The sequence below is a fragment of the Gordonibacter massiliensis (ex Traore et al. 2017) genome (genome assembly GCF_019731765.1).
GTDB classification, from domain to species: domain Bacteria; phylum Actinomycetota; class Coriobacteriia; order Coriobacteriales; family Eggerthellaceae; genus Gordonibacter; species Gordonibacter massiliensis.
On record NZ_JAASIO010000010.1, the window covers coordinates 1 to 21,477 of the forward strand.

The 21,477-nt window shown below is 66.7% G+C and carries 14 protein-coding genes; 3 read left to right on the forward strand and 11 right to left on the reverse strand.

Annotated elements, in window-relative coordinates; genetic code table 11:
• Positions 1-731: 731 nt before the first annotated feature.
• The 8 genes from purH to HCH03_RS11295 all read right to left on the reverse strand — a co-directional run bounded on the left by purH (position 732) and on the right by HCH03_RS11295 (position 11,463).
• Positions 732-2,306: a bifunctional phosphoribosylaminoimidazolecarboxamide formyltransferase/IMP cyclohydrolase gene (purH, locus tag HCH03_RS11260; protein WP_221689566.1), complete on the reverse strand. Its 1,575-nt coding sequence runs from the start codon at positions 2,304-2,306 to the stop codon at positions 732-734.
• Between the two features lie 240 nt (positions 2,307-2,546).
• Complete coding sequence (locus HCH03_RS11265) at positions 2,547-3,536, reverse strand: XdhC family protein (protein ID WP_221689567.1); 990 nt, start codon at positions 3,534-3,536, stop codon at positions 2,547-2,549.
• 166 nt (positions 3,537-3,702) lie between these two features.
• Positions 3,703-4,326 carry a phosphoribosylglycinamide formyltransferase gene (purN, locus tag HCH03_RS11270; RefSeq protein WP_221689568.1) on the reverse strand — a complete coding sequence of 208 codons (624 nt, stop codon included), beginning with the start codon at positions 4,324-4,326 and terminating at the stop codon, positions 3,703-3,705.
• Between the two features lie 25 nt (positions 4,327-4,351).
• Positions 4,352-5,419, reverse strand: a complete 1,068-nt coding sequence (locus HCH03_RS11275; RefSeq protein WP_246599988.1) for a PDDEXK nuclease domain-containing protein — start codon at positions 5,417-5,419, stop codon at positions 4,352-4,354.
• 6 nt (positions 5,420-5,425) lie between these two features.
• Positions 5,426-6,571 carry a phosphoribosylformylglycinamidine cyclo-ligase gene (purM, locus tag HCH03_RS11280; protein WP_281421138.1) on the reverse strand — a complete coding sequence of 382 codons (1,146 nt, stop codon included), beginning with the start codon at positions 6,569-6,571 and terminating at the stop codon, positions 5,426-5,428.
• Between the two features lie 28 nt (positions 6,572-6,599).
• Positions 6,600-8,078 carry an amidophosphoribosyltransferase gene (gene purF / locus HCH03_RS11285; RefSeq protein ID WP_221689569.1) on the reverse strand — a complete coding sequence of 493 codons (1,479 nt, stop codon included), beginning with the start codon at positions 8,076-8,078 and terminating at the stop codon, positions 6,600-6,602.
• Positions 8,075-9,367: a class B sortase gene (srtB, locus tag HCH03_RS11290; RefSeq protein WP_221689570.1), complete on the reverse strand. Its 1,293-nt coding sequence runs from the start codon at positions 9,365-9,367 to the stop codon at positions 8,075-8,077. The genes purF and srtB overlap by 4 nt, the downstream gene beginning before the upstream one ends.
• 341 nt (positions 9,368-9,708) lie before the next feature.
• Complete coding sequence (locus tag HCH03_RS11295) at positions 9,709-11,463, reverse strand: polyphosphate--AMP phosphotransferase (RefSeq protein ID WP_221689571.1); 1,755 nt, start codon at positions 11,461-11,463, stop codon at positions 9,709-9,711.
• A 253-nt stretch (positions 11,464-11,716) separates the two neighbouring features.
• On the opposite strand from HCH03_RS11295, the gene HCH03_RS11300 reads away from it, so the two are divergent.
• Together HCH03_RS11300 and ppk1 are read left to right on the forward strand one after the other, a co-directional pair.
• On the forward strand, positions 11,717-12,643 hold the full coding sequence (locus tag HCH03_RS11300) for a Ppx/GppA phosphatase family protein (RefSeq protein WP_221689572.1): 927 nt from the start codon (positions 11,717-11,719) through the stop codon (positions 12,641-12,643).
• A 58-nt stretch (positions 12,644-12,701) separates the two neighbouring features.
• On the forward strand, positions 12,702-15,257 hold the full coding sequence (gene ppk1 / locus HCH03_RS11305; protein WP_221689573.1) for a polyphosphate kinase 1: 2,556 nt from the start codon (positions 12,702-12,704) through the stop codon (positions 15,255-15,257).
• 168 nt (positions 15,258-15,425) lie between these two features.
• Here ppk1 and HCH03_RS11310 read toward each other — a convergent pair whose 3' ends face one another.
• The 3 genes from HCH03_RS11310 to HCH03_RS11320 all read right to left on the reverse strand — a co-directional run bounded on the left by HCH03_RS11310 (position 15,426) and on the right by HCH03_RS11320 (position 19,386).
• Entirely contained in the window at positions 15,426-16,604 is a 1,179-nt protein-coding gene (locus HCH03_RS11310; protein WP_221689574.1) for an aminotransferase, read from the reverse strand.
• A gap of 194 nt (positions 16,605-16,798) precedes the next feature.
• Positions 16,799-18,229 carry a basic amino acid/polyamine antiporter gene (locus tag HCH03_RS11315; RefSeq protein WP_221689575.1) on the reverse strand — a complete coding sequence of 477 codons (1,431 nt, stop codon included), beginning with the start codon at positions 18,227-18,229 and terminating at the stop codon, positions 16,799-16,801.
• Positions 18,230-18,624: 395 nt separating this feature from the next.
• Complete coding sequence (locus HCH03_RS11320) at positions 18,625-19,386, reverse strand: IclR family transcriptional regulator (protein ID WP_185905603.1); 762 nt, start codon at positions 19,384-19,386, stop codon at positions 18,625-18,627.
• A gap of 249 nt (positions 19,387-19,635) precedes the next feature.
• Here HCH03_RS11320 and HCH03_RS11325 point away from each other — a divergent pair, with 249 nt between their 5' ends.
• Entirely contained in the window at positions 19,636-21,240 is a 1,605-nt protein-coding gene (locus HCH03_RS11325) for an FAD-dependent oxidoreductase (protein ID WP_221689576.1), read from the forward strand.
• The last annotated feature ends 237 nt before the right edge of the window (positions 21,241-21,477 follow it).

A 21,477-nucleotide genomic window follows, 5' to 3' on the forward strand; every position in this document is an offset into this window, starting at 1 on the left:
ACAGTTGCATCGTAAGACGGAGAGCCTTTTTTGCTGTCCCAAAATAGGGACTATGTCAATATTGGTTTAACAGCGGATCCAAGCGTTTCTGCTTCAAAAGGGCGTTTGTGCATGATCTTATGCGAGAATAATATATTACTTAATGCTCTCATCAGGCATTTAGTAACATTACCGTTTTACCTATATTCAAAATGACGCGAAAATTCGTTCACAAACGCCCTTTTGAAGCAAGACCGTTTCCGTCCGCTGTTAAACCAGCACTGACATGCACCCGGCCGGGTTGTCATCCCGGACACCGGCCAGGCTGTCATTCTGAGCATGCAACAGTCCAGCGGACTGTTGCACTCCCGAGCACGCGAAGCGGGCGCAGGGAGGCATCGCGAAGCGATGAGCGGCGAAAGCCGCCGCAGTCGAAGGATCCCGCGCGGCGGCAACCGTGACGCTTTCGGCTGTCGCCGCGCGGGATCCTTCGACTGCGCTCGCTGCGTTCGCTTCGCTCAGGATGGCAAAGCGCTGGCCTGCGGAATGTCAACGGCGATTTAACAGCGGACGCTTCTGGAAATGCGTTTTTGGTGCGGGGAGGAGCGGCTTCGAAACGTCGAACGGCTCCGGCGGCAAAGGCCGTCGGAGCCGTTCGGAGCGTCCAACCCCGCACGTTGCGAGGTCGAGCATGCGGAAAGATCGCAGCGTCGGAGCGTTCCGCCGACCGGCAGGTCGGCGGAACCCGAAGTCTAGTGGCGGAAGTGGCGATGGCCGGTGAACACGAGCGCGATGCCCTGCTCGTCGGCGGCGGCGATGACCTCTTCGTCGCGGATGGAGCCGCCCGGCTCGATGACGGCCGTCACGCCGGCTTCGGCCAGCGCGTCGAGGCCGTCGCGGAACGGGAAGAACGCGTCGGAGGCCGCCACGGCGCCCTTCGCCTCCTCGCCCGCCTGCTCGACGGCGATGCGCGCGGAGTTCACGCGGTTCGGCTGGCCGCCGCCCACGCCGATGGTGGCGTGGCCCTTCGTGATGGCGATGGCGTTGGACTTGATGGACTTGCACACCTTCCACGCGAACAGGAGCTCCGCCATCTCCTCCTCGGTGGGCTGGCGCTTCGTGGGCACGGTGAACGTCGCGGGGTCCTCTGCCACGGCGTCGGAGTCCTGGCAGAGCAGGCCGCCTTCAACGGCGCGGTACTCCACTTCCCCGCCGGCCGGGTTCACGCCGCCCGTGGACAGCAGGCGCGCGTTCTTCTTGGCGCTGTACATGTCGAGCGCGTCGCCCGCGAACTCGGGCGCGATGATGGCCTCCACGAACTGCTTGTTGTCGAAGATGGCCACCACGACGTCGCTCGTCACGGGGCGGTTGAACGCCATGACGCCGCCGTAGGCGCTCACCGGGTCGCACGCATGCGCGCGCTGGTAGGCCGCCACCAGGTCGTCGTCCTGGCACACGCCGCAGGGCGTGAGGTGCTTCACGATGACGCAGGCCGGCTCGTCGAACTCGCGCACGGCCGTCCAGGCGGCGTCGAGGTCGAGGTAGTTGTTGTACGACAGCTCCTTGCCCTGGTGCTGCTTGGCGTGCGCCAGGCTGTGCGCGGCATGGGCGAAGTCGTCGCGGCGGTAGAACGCGGCGGACTGGTGCGGGTTCTCGCCGTAGCGCAGGTCCTGCACCTTCGACAGGCGCACGGTGCGGCGTGCGGGGAACTTGGCCTCGCCCTCGCCCTCCAGCTGGCCGGCCATCCACGCGGCGATGGCGCCGTCGTAGCTCGCCGTGGTTTCGAACACGTCGAGCGCCAGCTTGGCGCGCGTGTCGCGCAGCGTGGCGCCGTCGTTGGCGCGCATCTCGGCCAGGATGGTGTCGTAGCTGTCGGGGCGCGTGACCACGGCCACGCTCTCGAAGTTCTTCGCGGCGGAGCGCAGCATGGACGGGCCGCCGATGTCGATGTTCTCGATGCAGGTGCCGAAGTCGGCGCCGCTCTCCACCGTCTTCTCGAAGGCGTAGAGGTTCACCACCACCATGTCGATCATCTCGATGCCGTGCTCGGCCGCCTGGGCCAAGTGGTCGGCGTTGTCGCGCTTGGCCAAGAGGCCGCCGTGCACGCGCGGATGCAGCGTCTTCACGCGGCCGTCCATCATCTCGGGGAACTGCGTCACGTCATCGATGGGCGTGACGGGCACGCCGGCGTCCTTGAGGGCGCGGGCGGTGCCGCCCGTGGAGATGATCTCCGCCCCGAACTCGTCCACGAGCGCGCGGGCGAAGTCCGCCACGCCCGTCTTGTCCGTGACGGACACCAGAACGCGTTTCACTTTCGGATTGCTCATATGGTCTTACATCCTCTCTCGTTGCTTTCCTGCTATGGCGAACCCGTCGATCGGCGACGGGCAACAGGCCTTACTTGCGACCAAACTCCGGCGTGCGAAGCGCTTGGAACGCACCGGTGCGCTTGCCGTGCGTCCTCGCCGTCTGGAAGCCGTCACACCGGGCGGGCAGCAGCCCGCCCCTACGCGAACCAGGGGGCAAAAGCCTTGCTGCAAGCCGTGCGCGAATGCGGCCGCGAGCCCCTACCTGCCGAGGCTCTTCTCGTGGCGCTCGATCGCTTCCTCACTGTAGCGCTGCTTGTAGCGCACGTCCACCAGTTCGGCGACGATCGCGATGGCCAGCTCGGCGGGCGTCTTCGCGCCGAACTTCAGGCCGATGGGACGCTTGACGCGCTCCCAGTCTTCCTCGGAGGCTCCGGCGGCCAACACGAGCTCGTGCACGCGGTCGTTCTTGCCGGCGCAGCCCATCATGCCCACGTAGTGCGCGTGCTGCTTCGTCGCCCACACGCAACCCTCGGGGTCGAACATGTGACCGCGGGTGAGCACGCACACGTAGTCCTCAGGCGCGCATGCCACGTCGGCGAGCGCGTCGAAGTTGCCGCCCGGCAGCACGATGCGCTGGGCGCGGGGAAAACGCGCTTCGCTCACGTACGCCTCGTCGTAGTCCACCACGCACACGGCGAAGCCCACGTGGTCGGCGAGCGCCGCCACCTCGCTCGCGGCGTCGGACGCGCCGAGCAGCCACACGCGCACCTGGTCGAACAGGGGCACGCTCGCCCACGTGAGGCCCTCGAACTGCTCGTTGTGCATCGAGGGGCCGCGCGTGACGTCCTTCATTTGGAAGACATCGCGCGGCGAGGGCTCGCGCGACGCCACGATCTCCTTGGCGTCGTTGCAGAAGAACACGAGCGGCTCGCCGTCGGCGGAGCCCTGCTCGCCGTACTTCTTCGTCACCTCGTTGTCGGTGTTGGCCTGCGCCTCGGCCGCATCGTAGACGATCTTGAAGCCGAGCCAGGCCAGATCGCCCTCGTCCATGGCGCGCAGGGCCCGCTCGAACGTGGGCACGTCGGCCTCCGTCAGAGCGGCCGCAACCTTGTCCAGGTACGACGGGTCGAGGTGCTCGTTGCCCTGGGTCGCCTCCGCCGAGAAGCAGGGGAAGTCCTCGACCGACAGCGTGGGCGTGCGGCCCTCCCTCAGGTCGGCGACGATGGCTTGCAGCGTTTCCTTGTTCATGGTGCGGGCTCCTTGCTCGAGACGGTTCGGATAAGGCTTTATCAAACATGCCGCTTCGCTGAACCGACGGAGCAAAAGGTTCTGCCCCTCTGTTCGGCAAAGCGCGTTTCGCAGGTTGAGCGGGCGGGACGAGCCCCGCCCCTACGAGAGCGGTTGCGAAGACGCGCTACGAAACGGGAGCGATGCTCACTTTCCGGTCTTCGCCGATTTTCACGCGGCCTTCGGCGACCAGGCGCAGCACCTGGGGGTACAGCACGTGCTCCGCCTCGTGGATGCGCGCCTCCAAGTCCTCGAGGGCGTCGTCCTCGCGCACCTCCACGGCGCGCTGGGCCACGATGGGCCCCTTGTCGTAATCCTCGTTCGCGAAATGCACGGTCACGCCCGTCACCTTCACGCCAGCCTGGTAGGCGTCGGCGATGGCGTGCGCGCCCTTGAACGACGGCAGCAGCGCCGGGTGCAGGTTGAGCACGCGGTCGGGAAACGCGTTCAGCATCACGGGCGTGAGCTTGCGCATGTAGCCCGCCATGACCACGTACTCCGCACCGGCGTCGCGCAGCTCGTCCACGATGCGCGCGTCGGCCGCCTCGGGGTCGGCGTACACGTCGCGGTTGAGCGCCACGGCCGGGATGCCCGCCGCCCGCGCCCGTTCGATGCCGTAGGCGTCCGGGCGCGACGACACCACGCGCACGATGTCCACCGGCAACCCGTCGTCGCGCACCGCGTCGATGATGGCCTGCAGGTTCGTGCCGCTGCCGCTCAGCAGCACGCCTATTTTCAACGGTTCGGTCATACGCCCCTTCTTTCGAAATCCTTCATCAAAGCCCCTCTTCCAGCAGCCTCTTGAGATCCTCCTTGCTTGGAAGCACCGTTTGGTACCTACTCGCAAATATCTGGCTGTTATCCTCCGAAAGCGTCATCTCCACCACGGACTCTTTCTTGTCCTTGCACAAGACGATGCCGATAGTCGGGTTTTCATCTTCGAGCTTCACTCTGCGATCATAGTAATTGACGTACATCTGCATTTGCCCGATATCTTGATGTCTGAGTCCGCCTATCTTCAAGTCGAACAGCACGAAACAGCGTAAAAGCCGATTGTAGAATACAAGGTCAACATAGAAATGCTCTTCCTCAAAGGAAAGACGCACCTGACGACCCACAAAGGCAAACCCCGTGCCAAGCTCTAGCAAAAAGGTTTGAAGATTGTCGATAAGGCGGGACTCCAACTCGGCCTCGGAATACGAGGCCCGCTCCGGCAAACCGAGAAACTCCAAGACATAGGGATCCTTCACCAGATCCTCGGGAACTCGGGCCGCTTGACCTTCGACAGCCAGATTGCGCGCCCCCTCTTTACCTCGACCCAAAGCGAGCCTCTCGTACAGAGCGCTGTCAAACTGCCTATTCAGCTCCGCCAGGCTCCAATGGTTACGCGCGGATTCTATCTCGTAGAAATGCCGCTCTTCGATGGAGGGAATGCGCATGAGCTTAAGATAATGTGACCAGCTTAGGTAGAACCTTCTCCCCGCTCCAACCGTGGGAAGACCATCAGATTGGGGAAACGGTGTTTCCCCAATCTGATCATGCGAATAAACCACATAGAAGCGGCGCATCAGCTTCAGATTGTCAGTGGAATAACCACGCCCAAAACGCTTCGTCAGATAGGCAGATAGCTTTTTCAGAACGTGCGCTCCATAGGCGGCCCGATCCTCCCCCTGCTGCTCTTCTTCGACGATCATGCGGCCTATCTCGTAATAGGCGTACACCATAGAAACGTTCACGGCATTTTGCGCGCGCATACGCGCTTGAGTCAGGACGTCGGCAACCGATTTGCAAAGCCGATCGCCCCCCTCCTTGCCATCCACCTCTCCCGGTGTCGCGTCTCTCAAGAGAACCTACCCCTCGAACCCGTACAGCTCGCCCTCGTTGGCGTAGGTTACGGCGCCCTCGCCGGCAACGATGCAGCCCACGCGGTAGGTGGCCTCGCCCGCCTCGGCCAGCGCGGCTTCCACTTCGTCCACGCGCTCGGGATCCACGATGAGCACCATGCCGAGGCCCATGTTGAACGTCTTCAGCGCCTCGGTCTCGTCGAGGTGCGCGGCGTCGCACACGAACTTCGCGATGGGGGGAACCGGCCACGTGCCCAGATCGACCTGCGCGTCGCAGGTCTTCGGCAGCGCGCGGTCCAGGTTCTCGGAGATGCCGCCGCCCGTGATGTGGGCGAGCGCGCGCACGGCGCCGGGGCAGGCCTCCAGCACGGCGCGCACCGGCTTCACGTAGATGCGCGTGGGCGTGAGCAGCGCGTCCTGCAGGCTCGCGCCGTCCAGCTCCTCGCGCTCGAGGCGCAGCTCGTAATGCGTCTTGCCCTCCACGCACACCTTGCGCGCCAGCGAGTAGCCGTTGGAGTGCAGGCCGCTCGAGGCCAGGCCCACCAGCACGTCGCCCTCGCGCACGCTCTCGGGGTCGAGCATCTTCGCGCGGTCGACCACGCCCACGCAGAAGCCGGACAAGTCGTAGTCGTCCGGGTCCATGACGCCGGGGTGCTCGGCCATCTCGCCGCCGATGAGCGCGCAGCCGGCCTGCTTGCAGCCCTCGCCGATGCCCGCCACGATCTCGGCCACGTTCTCGGCCTTGAGCTTGCCGATGGCCACGTAGTCCAGGAAGAACAGAGGCTCGGCGCCCGTGGCCAGGATGTCGTTCGCGCACATGGCCACCAGATCGATGCCCACCGTGTCGTGCTTGCCGGCCAGTTGGGCCACCTTGAGCTTCGTGCCCACGCCGTCGGTGCCGCTCACCAGCAGCGGGTCGTCCATGTCCTTGGCCGCCGCGATGGAGAACAAGCCGCCGAAGCCGCCGATGTCGCCCACCACCTCGGGACGGTACGTGTCGTGCACGACGCCCTTGATGGCGTCGACGGCGCGGGCGCCCTCGGCCGTGTCGACGCCGGCCTGGGCGTACGTCGTGGCGTCCTCGTCCATCCAGCTGGGCATCGCGGGGCCGTCGCTCTGGTCGGCGGCGCTCACGGTTATTCTCTCGGTCATCTTGGCTCCTTGCTGTATCGTCGGACCTCTATTGGTTTCCCTCGGCGTATACGTCCTCGAAATCCTTTTTCGTCAGAAAGCTCTTCTTGGCCACGGCGGCGGGAATCTCCACCGGGTAGTCGCCTGTGAAACAGGCGTCGCAGAACCCTGGGCAACGCGCGTCGGGCACGGAGGCGCGCAGGCCCTCGAGCGAGATGAACGCCAGCGAGTCCGACCCGATCCACTCGTTCATCTCATCGAGCGTCATGTTCGCGGCGATGAGCTGGTCGCGCGTGTCGGTGTCGATGCCGTAGAAGCACGGCCACCCCACCTCGGGGCTCACGATGCGCAGGTGCACCTCCGTCGCGCCCGCGTCGCGCAGCATCTGCACGAGCTTCTTGGACGTGTTGCCGCGCACGATGCTGTCGTCGATGACCACGAGGCGCTGGCCCTCGATGACCGAGCGCAGCGGGTTCAGCTTCAGGCGGATGCCCAGCTGGCGCATGGCCTGGGTGGGTTCGATGAACGTGCGGCCCACGTAGCGGTTCTTCACGATGCCGTCGGCATAGGGAATGCCGCTTTCATGCGCGTACCCCAGCGCCGGGGGCACGCCCGAGTCGGGCACGCCCAGCACGAGGTCGGCCTCGGCCGGCGCCTCCTGCGCCAAGATGCGGCCCATATTGCGGCGAGCCTGGTAGACGCTCTGCCCGTCGATCACGCTGTCGGGCCGCGCGAAGTACACGTACTCGAAGATGCAGGCCGCCGGCTCGCCGGCCGGAACCCCCTGCTCGGCGTGCATGCCCTCCTCGTTGAAGCGCACGATCTCGCCCGGGGCCACGTCGCGCACGTACTCGGCGCCCACGATGTCCAAACCGCACGTCTCGCTCGACACCACCCAGCCGCGCCCGTCGGGAAGCTTGCCGATGCACAGGGGCCGGATGCCGTTCGGGTCGCGGAACGCGTAGAGCGAGCTGGGGCTGGCCAGCACCATGGCGTAGGCCCCCGACAGCTCTTCCATGGCGCGGCGGATGCCGTTGCGCAGATGGTGCGTGGTCTGCGTGACCTCGCCGATGGCCTTGGCGGCCACCTCGCTGTCGGTGCTCGAGCGGAACTGCACGCCCCTGCCCTCGAGCAGCGCGCGGATCCGATCCGTGTTCACCAGCGTGCCGTTGTGCGCGAGCGCGATGAGCACGTCGTCGATGGCCGAGATGTGGGGCTGGGCGGCCTCCCACGACGCGGCGCCGCCGCTCGTGGAGTAGCGCGCGTGGCCCACGGCCACGAAGCCGTCGAGCGCCGCCAGGCTGGCCTCGTCGAACACCTGGGTCACCAAGCCCAGATCCTTGGCCGCCATGATGGTCTCGCCATCGCCCACGGCGATGCCGGCGCTTTCCTGGCCGCGGTGCTGCAGCGCCTGCAGGCCGAAGCACGTCATGCGAGCCACGTCCTCGCCGGGGGCGTACACGCCGAACACGGCGCAGGCCTCCTCAAGGCGGTCGGGGCGCTCCCCGGGCAGAACGGACGTGCTCATGCGGCGATCTCCTTCGAGGCGTCGCCCACGGCGGCGGCAGCATCCGGGTCGAGGGCGGCGTCGGTGCCGCCGACGGCCGCGACGTTCGGCACCGTGCTCTCCTCGATGTACGAGAACAGCACGTAGCGCCCGTCGCTCGGCAGGTTGTCGCAGGTTGCGAACGCGAACAGGTGCGCAATGTCGGCGGGCGACGGAACGTCGGACGCCGTCACGACCGAACGGTCTATCTTATCCTGTATGTAAGCCGTGCGCTCCTCGTCGGAAGCGAACGCGGTCTGGGCGAGCGGGTCGTCGGCCGCCACGTGCACGAGCGAGAACGTGCGCAGCTTGAAGTTGCCCTGCGGCGTGAGGACGTAGGCCGTGCGATGGGCGTTGAACTGGTCCGCGTTGTCGAAGCCCGTGATGGCGGCGAACATGGAGCCGTTGTTCAGATGGTGCCCGTACACGATGTTGTTCGCATCGGAGAAATCGGCCGCGTTGGCCGCCGACAGGAAGATGGAGCCGTACGTGGCGCCCCAGGTCTGCTGGCCGTTGAAATCCGTGGTGAGGTACTTCTCGTCGTCGGTCGTGTGCACGATGGGGTAGTTCACCGCCGTACCGGGTATGTAGACCCAGCCCACGGTGTCGGGATTGATGGCCTTGAGCTTGTCCCAGTCGACGGTTATGTCGGCGAGCGCCGCGCCCTCGATGTCCGCAGGGGGCTCGAACACCTCCTGGGCCACGGAGTCGTAGGCGTTCTGGCCCTGCCAATAGCTGAAGGCGATGGCGCCGAGCGCGACAAGCGCCACCACGAGCACCACGAGCGCGGCCCAGAACACGATCCTCCAGGGGCCGCCCTTCTTCTTGCCGCCGCCTTGGCCCTTCCCCTTGCCACCGCGACCGCCGCCGTTGCCCGCCACGCCGTACGTGGCCGGAGCCGCGCCCGCCTGGGCGGGGCGGTATCCTTGCGGGGATTGCTGGCGAGGATAGCCGGGGGGAGGCGCTTGGCGCTGCGGCTGAGGCGCGCGGCGCTGGGGCTGCGGCGAGGGTGCATGCTGCTGGACGGGCGCACCGGCGGACGGAGCCTGCTGGCGGGCGGCGCGTTGCGGCTGCTGTGCGCCGGCGGGGCGTTCGGTGCGCTGAGGCTGGGCGGGGCGCTGCGTTTGCGCGCGCTGCTGCGGCGCGCGTTGGGGTTGCTGCTGGTGCGCGCCATGGCGCGGCGCCTGACCGCCCGCATCGGGCTGCGAGGATGCGCGCTGCGCATGGCGGCCGTGCGGCGCCGGGTCGGGATATTGTCGATACTCGGCCATAGCTCCCTTTCGGATGGACGAATGCTCGGGCGGCGCGCGGGCCTAGGCCCGCTGCCCCCAGACCGTTACCATAATAAGCAAACGCCCCCGGAATGGGGGCGCGATGCCATGAAAACGCTCATATTTCACGAAGCGGAAACGCGGTGTGCTACTTCTTCTTCATCTCGTCGATGAAGCCCTTCGCGATGAAGATGACGATGATGAGCACGATGATGGCCACGATGACCCAAATGGCCCACATGGGAACGATGCCGAAGAATGATTCCATACTTGTTACCCCTTTTTTCAAGCACGCGAACGCGCACGATTGGTTTCGTTTATTCGCCCATGGTAGCGCTATATCACGTTTCGCGCAAGCGCGCTTCGAGCGCGTCGTTGATTATTTTCAAAGCCTTTACGCGCGCGTAACGCTTGTCGTCGCTCTCCAGCACCACCCAGGGCGCGAACGTCGTGGACGTCAGGCGGAACATGTCTTCGATGGCTGCCTTGTACTGCGGATACTTGTCGCGGTTTCGCCAGTCCTCGTCGGTGATCTTCCACTGCTTGGCCGGGTCCTGCTCGCGGTCGCGGAAGCGGCGCAGCTGCTCATCGGGGCTCACGTCGACCCAGAACTTCAGCAGGATGGCCCCCCAGCGCACGAGCTCGCGCTCGAACTCGTTGATCTCGTCGTAGGCGCGGCTCCATTCGGCCGGCGTGGCGAAGCCCTCCACGCGCTCCACGAGCACGCGGCCGTACCAGCTGCGATCGTAGATGCCCACGTGGCCCGCCTTCGGCAAACGCGTCCAGTAGCGCCACAAATGGGGATGCAAGAGCTCGGGCTTGGTGGGCGCGGGCGACGGGAACACCGTGTAGGCGCGCGCGTCGAGGGCCTGGGCCACGCGCTTGATGTTGCCGCCTTTGCCCGCGGCGTCCCACCCCTCGTACATGACCATGAGCGGAACGCGTTTCTGGTACATCTCCATTTCCAGCCGGTTCAGGCGATCCTGCTCGGCCTTGAGCTCGCGCTTGTAGGAATCGGGATCGAGCGCGAGCGCGTGGTCCACCGCGTCGAGGGAGGGCCCGTCGTCCACGATGACGAACCTCGATGAGCGCGGCGCGCGGGCGCTCGCCTCGGCGGCCTCCCGTTCGGCGGCGGCGCGCACGGCGCGCTCTTGGTCGGGGGTGCGTTCGCCCTGCGGGGCCTCGTCGAGCAGACCGGCCGAGTTCGCCTGCGCCTTCGCGGCCGCTTCGGCTGCCGCGGGATCGGGCTGGGCGGCGAGCGCGCCCTTCACGGCCGCCACGAGCGTTTCGGCGATGGCCAGGTTCGCGGCGCGCTTGTCCTCGCCGTTCACCAGATGCCACGGCGCGTACGAGAAGTTGCTGCCTTCCAGCAGGTTGTCGTAGAGGCGGTAAGCCTGCGGGTAGTTGCCCACGCTGGCCAGCTTCTCCTTGCTCACGCGCCAGCGCGTGGCCGGATCGTCGTGCAGGCGCTCGAGGCGCTTGCGCTGCGCGTCCTGGCCCACGTGCACGAAGAACTTCACCACGACGTAGCCGTCGTCGACGAGCTGCTGCTCGAAGTCGGCCGCCGAGGTGAGGTAGCGGTGCAGCAGGTCGATGTGCCGCTCGTCGCGCGCCCGCTCCATGGCGGCGGACGTCTTCTTGCCGCCCTTCTTCCCCTTGCCTCCGTCGTCGCGCGAGCCGTCGAGCGAGAGCGCGCCGAACTCGGTGTACAGCATGTGCTGCGTAGCGGCGGTGTACCAGCCGCGATCATAGAACGTCATGGCGCCGCGCGGACCGAGCGCGTGCCAGAACTCCTGCATGACCGGGAAGAAGCCCGTCACGCCCTCCCGTGCGCCCGGAAAGGCGCGGGCCGCCTCGACGTCCAGGTCCTCGGTGACGTAGACGCTCGTGGCACGGGCGTCCAGATTGTACATGAGGTCGGAAATGCGGCTGCCCTTGCCCGCGCCGTTCCAGCCTTCGAACAGCACCACCAGGCCGACGCCCTTCTTCACCGCCTCCTGCTGCAACACCACGAGCTCTTCCATGAGCGCGTCGCGGCGCGGCTTGTACTCTTCTTTGGACAGATGCGGGCGTGAGAGGTCGATCGATTCGAGCATGGGGCATCCTTTCCCGAAACCGTGCCGCCATCATAGCACAAGCCGCCAAGGGGCTCGGACGCCCGGGCGAGAAGCGGCGAACGCGAGGGATGCCGGCCGGCCCGCAACGTCGGCCGGCAACGTCAACGGCAGGTAAAATATCGCCATCGATTTGGGTGCGCCCTTTGCCGCGCGGCGGGGTTTCCCTAGAATAGAGGTACCGGAAAGCGCGGCGCGCCCTAGCGGGCGCGCCGCCCGACAGACGAGAAGAGCCATGCCGAACTACGCCGTGATAGACCTGGGGTCGAACACCATCCGCCTCGTCGTGTACGAAGTGAAGGACGACCGTCGCAAGACGTACACGAACAAGGACTTCAAAAGCCTGATAAACGACAAGGTCATGGCGGGGCTCTCCGCTTTCGTGGCCGACGACGGCACGTTCACCGAAGACGGCGTGCGCCGTGCGGCGAGCGTGCTCAAGGGCCATGCGAAGCGCGCGCGGTACTTCGACTGCAAGCGCGTCGACGTGTTCGCCACCGCCGTGCTGCGCAACGCCTCGAACAGCGCCGAGGCCGTCGCCGCCATCGGGAGCGACACCGAGCTGCCCATCGCCCTGCTTTCGGCGCGCGACGAGGCGCATCTGGGCTTCGTGGGCGCCACGTGCGACCGGAAGATCGAACGGGGCACGCTCGTGGACATCGGCGGCGGCTCCACGGAGCTCACCCGCATCGAAGACGGGCGCGACTTCGACAACGTGAGCCTGGGCCAGGGCTCGCTGTCGTCGTACACCTCGTTCGTGCGGGCCATCCTGCCCACGCCGAAGGAGATGGACGCCGTGGTGGGCGCGCTCTACGAGCGCCTGGCCGCCCTGCCCGACCAAGACGCCTACCGCGCCGGCACGATCTACGGCATCGGCGGCAGCGTGCGCGCGGCCGCCAAGATGCACGCCCAGGTTTCAGGCGAAATCGTCCGCCCGAAATCGATGACGGCCGCCGAGATTCGTGCCATACTGGACCTATGCCGAACCGCCCCCGACGCATTCGCGCACCGCGCGCTCAAAGCGTCGGCAGAGCGCGTCCACACGCTCGTGCCGGGGTGCCTGATCTTGGACACCCTCATGAGCGATTTCCGCGCCGGGCGGCTGGAGATCTGCAAGTACGGCGTGCGCGAGGGCTATCTCATCGAGCGCGTGCTGGGATAGCGCCGCGGCGGGCGGGCAGCAGCCCGCCCCTACGAAGGGTTACGACGAAGGGAGCATCATGGACGCTGTGAAGGATCTGCCGAGCCCCGAAAACGCCGTGGACACGACGGACGCCGCCCGCGAGACCGCTTCCGCGCCGAACGCGGCCCCCTACCTGCAGAACCGCGAGCTCTCGTGGCTCACGTTCAACGAGCGCGTGCTCGACCAAGGCGCCGACGAGACGGTGCCGTTGCTGGAGCGCTTGAACTTCGTCTCCATCTTCTGGAGCAACCTCCAGGAGTTCTTCATGGTGCGCGTGGGCAGCCTGACCGACCTGTCGCTGGTGAAGAAGCACATCGTGGACTCGAAGTCGGGCATGACGCCCACCGAGCAGCTGGACGCCATCTACGCGCGCTGCCACGAGCTGTACCCCATCCAAGAGCGCACCTACGAAGAGGTGCGCCGCCTCTTGGGCGAGCGCGGCGTGCGCCACCTGCGCCCCGACGAGCTCGACGACGAGCAGCGCGCGTGGCTTTCGACCTACGTGCACGACAACGTCATGCCGTTCCTGTCGCCGCAGATCATCAACACGCGCCACCCCTTCCCCCACCTGGAGAACGGCGCGCTGTACGTGGTGGTGCGCCTGAACGACGAGGCGGAGCAGAAGCGCAAGGAGGCCGCGAAGGCGGCGGCCAAGACGGAGAAAGCCGACAAAGCGGCCGTCAAGGGGGCCAAGAAGGCGAAGAACCTGGGCGCCGAGGGCGTGACGCTGGGCCTGGTGCCCATGCCGCGCCAATGCGAGCGCGTCATCGCCCTGCCGGGCAAGGGGCTGCAGTTCATCTTGCTGGAGCACGCCATCGAGATGGTGGCGGCCGAGATATTCTCCATGTACATCGTGAAGCACACGAACGTCATCTGCGTCACGCGCAACGCCGACCTCGACGCCACGGAGGGCACCGACGAGAACGACGAGGACTACCGCGAGCACATGAAGCGCATCCTGAAGAAGCGCTCGCGCCTGGCGCCCGTGCGGCTGGAAAGCGAGCGACCGCTGTCGGCCACGTTGGAGAAGCTGCTGCTGGCGCGCCTGAACCTCAAACCGCACCAGGTGTACGTCACGTCCGTGCCGCTCGATCTGGGCTACACCTACAGCCTGGCGTCGCGGCTGCCCGAGAAGGAGCGCGCGGCGCTCACGAACCCGCCGTTCTCCCCGCAGTGGCCGGCGTGCCTCGACCACAACCGCTCCATCATCGAGCAGGTGACGGAGAAGGAGACGCTGCTGTCCTACCCCTACGAAACCATGGACGCGTTCGTGCAGCTGCTGCGCGAGGCCGCGCACGACCCGGCCGTCATATCCATCAAGATCACGCTGTACCGGCTGGCCAGCCAGTCGCACCTGGCCGAGGCGCTCATCGCCGCCGCCGAGAACGGCAAGGAGGTCACGGCCCTGTTCGAGCTGCGCGCCCGCTTCGACGAGAGCAACAACATCGAGTGGTCGCAGCGCTTCGAGCAGGCCGGTTGCAACGTCATCTACGGCTTCCGCGACTTCAAGGTGCACTCGAAGATCTGCTGCATCACGCGCCAGACCGACCACGGCTTGCAGCACATCACGCAGCTGGGCACCGGCAACTACAACGAGAAAACGGCCAAGCTCTACACCGACCTGTCGTTCATCACGTGCGACGCCACGTTCGGGCGCGACGCCGTGGAGTTCTTCCGCAACATGGGGCTGGAGAACACGTCGGACAACTACGACATCATGTGGGTGGCGCCGCTGCAGATCAAGCCCATGATCTTGGCGGGCATCGACACGCAGATCGAGCACGCGCGGGCGGGCGAGCCGTGCGGGCTGTTCTTCAAGACGAACTCCATCACCGACAAGGACGTTATCGAGAAGATCGTGGAGGCCTCGCAGGCGGGCGTGCCCGTCGTGCTGTTCGTGCGCGGCATCTCGTGCATCGTGCCGGGGCTCGAGGGCTGCACGGAGAACGTGCGCGTGGTGTCCATCGTGGGGCGTTTGCTGGAGCACAGCCGCATCTACGGGTTCGGGCCGCGCGAGACGATGAAGCTGTACCTGTCGAGCGCCGACCTCATGACGCGCAACATGGACAAACGCATCGAGATAGCCTGGCCCATCTTGAACGACGGGCTGCGCGAGCAGATCCTCGGCTACCTGGACGTGAGCCTGGACGACACGGCGAAGCTGCGCGAGCTCTTGCCCGACAAGAGCTACACGCCTTTGGGCGCGTTCGCCCGGAAGGACGGCGAAGGCGGAACCGTGCTGTTCGACTCGCAAGAGTACTTCATCAAGCAGGCGCAGGAGCGGCGGCTCGCGGCGGCCGAGGAGGAAGCCGCCCGCACCGCGAACCGAGGACGCGCCGAGCGCGAGGAAACGCCCGCGGCCGAAGCCGACGTGGTGCAGGAGGCGGCCGTCGTCGTGGCGGCGGCCGAGGCCACGGCGCAGGCGGCCGCGCACGTGGCGGCCGCGGCCGACCGGGCCGCCCAAGCGGCTCCCGCACCGGCGAAGGCGGCGGCGAGGCCGGCTGCGACGAGGGCCTTGGCGCACCCGTCTCCCGCCAAAGCGGCGCACAAGCCCAGCCTGCTCGTGCGCATCCTGAGCAAGTTCGTGCGATAGGGCGCGCCCTCAAGGCTCGTGACTGCGGCGCTCCCGCAGAGGCGGGGCTTTGTCCCGCCCGCTCAACTTGCGAAACCTATCCTGTCGAGCGGCAAGGGCAGAGCCCTTGCCCTACGCGGCACGGCGCGCTCGCGTCACGCGGCCGGCCCCGCCACGCCTCGCTTCCGCTCAGTCGAACCGGCGCAGGGCGCGGCCGAGGCCGGCCAGGCCGGCGCGCAGCACCGGCTCGGGAGCGCAGTAGCCCAGGCGCGCGTGGCCCGGCATGTCGAAGCGGCTTCCCGGCACGAGCAGCACGCCCTCGTCTTCCAGCAGACGCAGGCAGAACGCCTCGTCGTCCTCCGGGATATCCAGCTTGATGAACGACGTGGACACGCCCTGCGGCGCCACCCACGACACGCGCGGCTCGGCGTCGATCCACGCCTGGGTCGCGGCCAGGTTGCCCAGCACGAGGGGGCGGTTGCGCTCGAGCACGGCGTCGCGGTTCTCCAGCACGTGCACGGCCAGCGCGTCGTTCACCACGCCGCAGCAGATCATGGTGTAGTCGCGGTAGGGGCGCAGCAGGTCGGCGACGGCCGGGCTCGACGCCGTCCAACCGATGCGCGCGCCGGGCACCGAGTAGGTCTTCGACAGGCTGTTCGTGGCCACGCCCTTGTCGTACAAATCGACGACGGAGGCGAAGTCCTCCGTGCCGACGAGCGGCAGGTACACCTCGTCCACCAGCACGTAGGCGCCCACGCCGCGCGCCACGTCGACCACCTGCTCCATGAACGCGCGGTCGAGGAACGTGCCCGTGGGGTTGTTCGCGTTGTTCAGGCAGATGAGCTTCGTGTCGGGGCGCACGAGGCGCTCGAGCTCCGCGATGTCGGGATACCACGCGCGGTCCTCGTGGATGCGCCACAGGTCCACCTCGGCGCCGAGCGCGCGCGGTATGTCGTAGAGCTGCTGGTAGCTGGGGTACTCCGCGATCACGTGGTCGCCGCGCGACACGAGCGCCAGCACGGCCAGCAGATTCGCGCCCGTCGCGCCGTTCGTCTGCAGCACGGCCTCGGGCTCCACCCGCTCGTAGAGCGCGGCCGCGGCCCGCTTGAACGCAGGCGAGCCCTCGATCCAGCCGTAGTTCATCTTCTCCGCGCCCAGCCGCGCGAAGAAGCTCATCTGCGCCGCGCCCGCCTCGGCATCCTGGGCCAAGGCCGCTTCGGCCACGTCCGCCACGAGCCCGTCGGCAGCGCCCAGCGCCACAAGCTCGTCGAGCGTCATCGACGCGATGGTCGATTGCGCGATGTCGTAGGTCGCGCTCTTCTCGTGCACGTTGAGCCAATCCTCGACTCCGAACGGTGCGATATCCATCCAGCATCCTTTCACTCACAGGTTGGCGTAGTAAGTCAGCGAGACCGGCCGTGGTGCCCGAGATCGTGGGGATGGCGGAGGCGAAGCGTACTTCGGTACGCGAGCCTCCGGCATCGCCGCGAGATCGGGTGCCACGGCCGGCCGCAGCGTCGGCTCGTTCCGGCGGCCGTCAGGCCGACGGAACCCAAAGGAACCTAGAAGCTGATGACGCCCATAGCTAACAGCACCAACGATAGCACGCCGAGCGCGGAGATGGCCCCGATGCCCGCCTTCTCGCCGACGGTGAGGGCCTTCGCGCCGGCCTCCTTGCGCGCCCGCCAGTAGAAGAAGAACCCGGGGATGTAGCCCACGCACGTGAGCAGCAGGAACGACCAGCCGTTGAACATCACGCCCACCACCTGGAACGCCACGGCCACGATGCCGATGCACATCTGCCCCCACTCGCGGTGCTGCGCGGAGTACTTCACCTGATAGGCCGCCGCGAACGCCCACGTGATGACGATGGCCACCGTGCACATGGAGAACGCGAAGTTGTAGGCGTCCTCGGTGAACAGCAGCGTGATCATGAACGCCTGCGTGCACGCGCCCACCACGATGAGCGAGATCTGCGGCGATCCCTTCTTGTTCAGCTTGCTGAACACGGGCGGCAGCAGCCGATGCTCGGCCATGAGCGACGTCGTCTCGGACGGCAGGATGGTGAACGACAGCCACGAGCCCAGCACGGCGATGATGAGCGCCACGCTGATGAACGCGCCGCCCCAGCCAGGAGCCATGCTCTCGAACACGTACAGCATGGCCGGCTTGTCCAGCGCGCCGATCTCGGCGTAGGGCAGGTAGCCGAACGGCAGCACCGACGCGCCCACGTACACCAGCAGCAGCACCACGAGGCCGATGACCGTGGCCTTGCCCGCCTCGCTCTTCTTGCGCGCGCGGGCCGACACCACCATGGCGCCCTCGATGCCGATGAACGACCACATCATGATGATGAGGCAGTTCACGATCTGGTCGCCCACGCTGCCCAGGTCCGCGCCCTCGCCCGCCATGGCGGCCGCGTTGGCCGAAAGCTGGCCCCAGAAGTCGGCCGTGAACACGCCGGCGTTGAACAGCACGATGCTGAACAGGATGAACACCACGATGGGCAGCACCTTGGCCACCATGACGATGGCGTTGAGGAACGCCGCGCTCTCCACGCCGCGTATGACGAGGAACGTGATGCCCCACATGATGACGCTGGCCACCACGATGCTGCCGACGTTGTTGCCCGGTAGGAAGTACGGCAGGAAGAACCCGAGCGTGGACATGAGGATGGTGGCGAACGCCACGTTGCCGAGCCACGCCGACAGCCAGTAGCCCCAGCCGCTGATGAAGCCCGAGAACTTGCCGAAGCCCTCCTCGGCGTACGAGAAGATGCCGTGCAGATCGGCTCGCTTCGCGCCCAGGTTCGCGAACGAAAGCGCCAGCGCGAGGAAGCCCACGCCCACGACGCCCCACGCCACGAGCGCGCTGCCGGGAGCGGCCACCTGGCCGATCTGCCCGGTGAGGGCGAACACGCCCGAACCGATGCACGAGCTGACCACGAGGCCGATAAGGCCGAACAGCCCGATGCCCTTCTTCTCTTCGTCCATAGGGGGATGCCTTTCCGCTCAGAGGGGATGCTGATGCGGCGGGAACGCGGTCCGACCGCGCCGCGGTCGACCGGCCAGCGCGTCGCGGCCGCGTTCCGCACCGCAGCGAGAACGATCCCATGACCAGGTGGCGCGCGCAATCGAATGCGCCGATCCGTTGCCGGCCCACTTCCGGGCGGTTACGTTCGAGCGATGTGAAATGCCCTAAAAGGAATCGGGCACCTTTTAGGGCATTTCGCGCACCGCGCTTTGCGACGGAAGCGTCCGTCGGGCGCGACGCGCCATGAGCAGGCAATGGACCCGTTGAGCGCCCTGAAAATGTCTAAATGAAGACTGTCCCCTTGAAGACATCAAGCATTGAGGAAGATGGTGCCCCGGATCAGATTCGTCGCCCGCTACTCCACGTAGCCCATGCGTTCGGATAGACGGCTGGCGGCCAGCTTGACCTGCTGGGAAATGTCGTCGATGCGGTCGTCGGGGATGCTGTCGGGCGTGCCGCTCACGCCCACTGCGGCTATGGCGTCGCCGCGGTAGTTGAACACCGGGGCCGCCACGCAGCGATGCCCGATCTCGTACTCCTCGTCATCCATGGCCCAGCCTTGGGCGCGCACCTGGTGCAGGTACTTCACGAACTCGTCTTTGCGCGTGAACGTGTTGGGAGTGTGCGCCTTGAACTCGAAACCGTACAGGGCCTCCTCGAGCTCGGCGCGGGAAAGGCAGGCCAGCAGGCACTTGCCCATGGACGAGCAGTAGGCGGGCGAGCGGTACCCCACCTGCGTGTAGGCCTCCTCGCCCCAGTCGGACGCCTCCTTCTCGATGTAGGAAACGTAGGCGCCGTCCAGAATGCCCAGGTGGGCCGTCAGGCCGAGCGACCGCTTCAGCGCCGTCAGATAGGGCTTGGCCTCGGTCTGCAGTTCGAGCGAGTTTATGTGGTATCCCAGCGTGTGGAACATCTTCGGCCCGATGGTGTAGCGACCTTCGAGCGTCTTCTCCACGTAGCCCCGTTTGAGCATGGTGCCCACGATGCGGAACACCGTGGTCTTGCTCATGCCCGTCGCCTGCGCGAGCTCGCTCAGACCCGCGGGGCCCTGAGCCCGGGCCAGCTCCTCCAAGATGTCGAACGCCCGATCGAGGACCTGCACGCTTCCCTCTCCCACGGATTCCCCTTCCGCCGCAGAAAGTGCTGTCCCCGCCAGTATAGGTCAAACGGGGCCACGGCGGACGACCCGAATCGCCGCCGTAACCGTTCCGTATCGTGGAACACCGGTTCCGCAGGGCGGACTCGGGGCGTTGTGGGCCCCCGTGCGCGTTCCTATAATCCGGAGCATCAAGGGCGGTGCTCAAGCACCGGCGTCCAAGGGAAGGGGTGTCTTATGAAGGAAAGCACAACACGGGGATCGTCAAGCATGCAGGAACCGTCCGGAACGCAGGGGCTGTCGCGCAGGAACTTCCTCGAGGCGACGGCGCTCGGTTTGGGCGTGCTGGCGGTGGGCGGCCTGGCCGGCTGCGCGCCGAAGGCTGCGGGCGGGGACGCCGGCTCGCAGGGCGCGAGCGCGTCGGGCGGCAGCGCGGCCGACGTGAAGTGGGACGGCGAGTACGACGTCGTGGTGTGCGGTGGCGGTGGCGGCGGTCTGACCGCCGCGTACTCGGCGCTCGAGAACGGCGCGTCCAAGGTGGTCGTGCTGGAGAAGGGAACGCAGTGCGGCGGCACCACGGCGCTCGCCGAAGGCGCCGTGCAAGCGGCCGGCACGAAGTGGCAAAAGGAGAAGGGCATCGCCGACGACACGCCCGACTTGCTGTACAACTACTGGAAGACCGATGCCGAAGGGCTCGTGGACGACGACCTCATCAGGAACATGGCCGACAACGCCGCCGACAACGTGCAGTGGATGGCCGACAGCTTCAACATCACGTTCGCCAACGTGTTCGGCGCCTACGGAACGCCGTACCTCGACCCGGCGAACCTCAAGGACCGCATCCACCTCATCGCCGACGCCTCCGACCCCGCGAAAACCGGCGGCGCCGTTTGGACGACGAACGCCCAGAAGGCCGTCGAGGGCAAGGGCGGCGAGATCATGACGGGCGTGGAGGCAACCTCCCTGGTCATGGACAACGGCGCCGTCGTGGGCGTGGCGACGAAGGACGGCAAGCACTACAAGGCGAACAAGGGCGTGGTGCTGGCCATGGCCGGCATCGAGCACAACGAGGAGCTGGCCTTCCGCTTCAATCCGCAGCACTACTGGGACCTGACGACGCAGAGCGTGATCACGGCCGCCACCGACACGGGCGACGGCATCGTCATGGGCATGGAGGTGGGAGCGCAGACCGTCTTCCACGGCTGCGTCGACCTGCTGCTGCCCACGTGGTCGTACACGAACAACCAGAACCCCGAGATACCCTACATCCTGGTGAACATGCGCGGCACGCGCTTCGTGCGCGAGGACACCACCTACGCGTTCCACTGCCGCGCGCTGTTCAACGAGGCCATGCAGTGGGGCGGCGCCGAGGGTTCCACCTACATGGTGATGGATGCGAAAATGACCACGTCCGACAAGATGTGCGCCTGGTCGGACAACGCGGAAGGCGGCGCGGCGGCGCGCGAGAAGGCGCTTGCGGACGGCACGCTCGTGCAAGCCGACAGCCTGGAGGCGCTGGCCGCCGCCATCGGCGTGCCGGCCGCGAACCTGACGTACACGGTTGACAAGTGGAACGCCGACTGCGCGGCCGGAGCCGACTCGCTCTACGGGCGCGAGAAGCAGCTGACCGCGCTGGACACGGCGCCGTTCTACGCCTGGAAGACCCAGAACTCCAACATCGGCGCCATCGGCGGTTTGAAGATCAACACCGACGCGGCCATCCTGGGGGCCGACGGAAAGCCCATCCCGCACCTGTTCGGCGCCGGCGTGAACACGGCCGGCTGGATCGGCCCGTACTACCCCGGGTCGGGCACCTGCCTGCAGGGCACGCTCAACTGGGGGCGCATCGCCGGCAAGTCCGCCGCAAGCGCGTAGGGAAGCCATTCCCCTCCACCGGGCGGGCGCGCTCCGCACGTTCGCCCGGATCTCTCTTCCAGCCCGCCGCGCCGCCCTTCCCTCCGCTGCGGCGGGCGCGAAATGCCCGAAAGGGGCTTATCCCCTTTCGGGCATTTCGCATACTGCGAGCATTCTCGCTGCGCTCGCCGTTGATCGAGGCGCGGCGTCGCGGTGGAAGGGTATAATGGACGCGATCCAACAGTGGCAGACAGCGGA

What these genes read in the sequence shown, in the direction of transcription:
- purH (WP_221689566.1), bottom strand. Translation starts at nt 2,306, where the DNA reads ATGAGCAATCCGAAAGTGAAACGCGTTCTGGTGTCCGTCACGGACAAG.
- HCH03_RS11265 (WP_221689567.1), bottom strand. Translation starts at nt 3,536, where the DNA reads ATGAACAAGGAAACGCTGCAAGCCATCGTCGCCGACCTGAGGGAGGGC.
- purN (WP_221689568.1), bottom strand. Translation starts at nt 4,326, where the DNA reads ATGACCGAACCGTTGAAAATAGGCGTGCTGCTGAGCGGCAGCGGCACG.
- purM (WP_281421138.1), bottom strand. Translation starts at nt 6,571, where the DNA reads ATGACCGAGAGAATAACCGTGAGCGCCGCCGACCAGAGCGACGGCCCC.
- purF (WP_221689569.1), bottom strand. Translation starts at nt 8,078, where the DNA reads ATGAGCACGTCCGTTCTGCCCGGGGAGCGCCCCGACCGCCTTGAGGAG.
- srtB (WP_221689570.1), bottom strand. Translation starts at nt 9,367, where the DNA reads ATGGCCGAGTATCGACAATATCCCGACCCGGCGCCGCACGGCCGCCAT.
- HCH03_RS11295 (WP_221689571.1), bottom strand. Translation starts at nt 11,463, where the DNA reads ATGCTCGAATCGATCGACCTCTCACGCCCGCATCTGTCCAAAGAAGAG.
- HCH03_RS11300 (WP_221689572.1), top strand. Translation starts at nt 11,717, where the DNA reads ATGCCGAACTACGCCGTGATAGACCTGGGGTCGAACACCATCCGCCTC.
- ppk1 (WP_221689573.1), top strand. Translation starts at nt 12,702, where the DNA reads ATGGACGCTGTGAAGGATCTGCCGAGCCCCGAAAACGCCGTGGACACG.
- HCH03_RS11310 (WP_221689574.1), bottom strand. Translation starts at nt 16,604, where the DNA reads ATGGATATCGCACCGTTCGGAGTCGAGGATTGGCTCAACGTGCACGAG.
- HCH03_RS11315 (WP_221689575.1), bottom strand. Translation starts at nt 18,229, where the DNA reads ATGGACGAAGAGAAGAAGGGCATCGGGCTGTTCGGCCTTATCGGCCTC.
- HCH03_RS11325 (WP_221689576.1), top strand. Translation starts at nt 19,636, where the DNA reads ATGCAGGAACCGTCCGGAACGCAGGGGCTGTCGCGCAGGAACTTCCTC.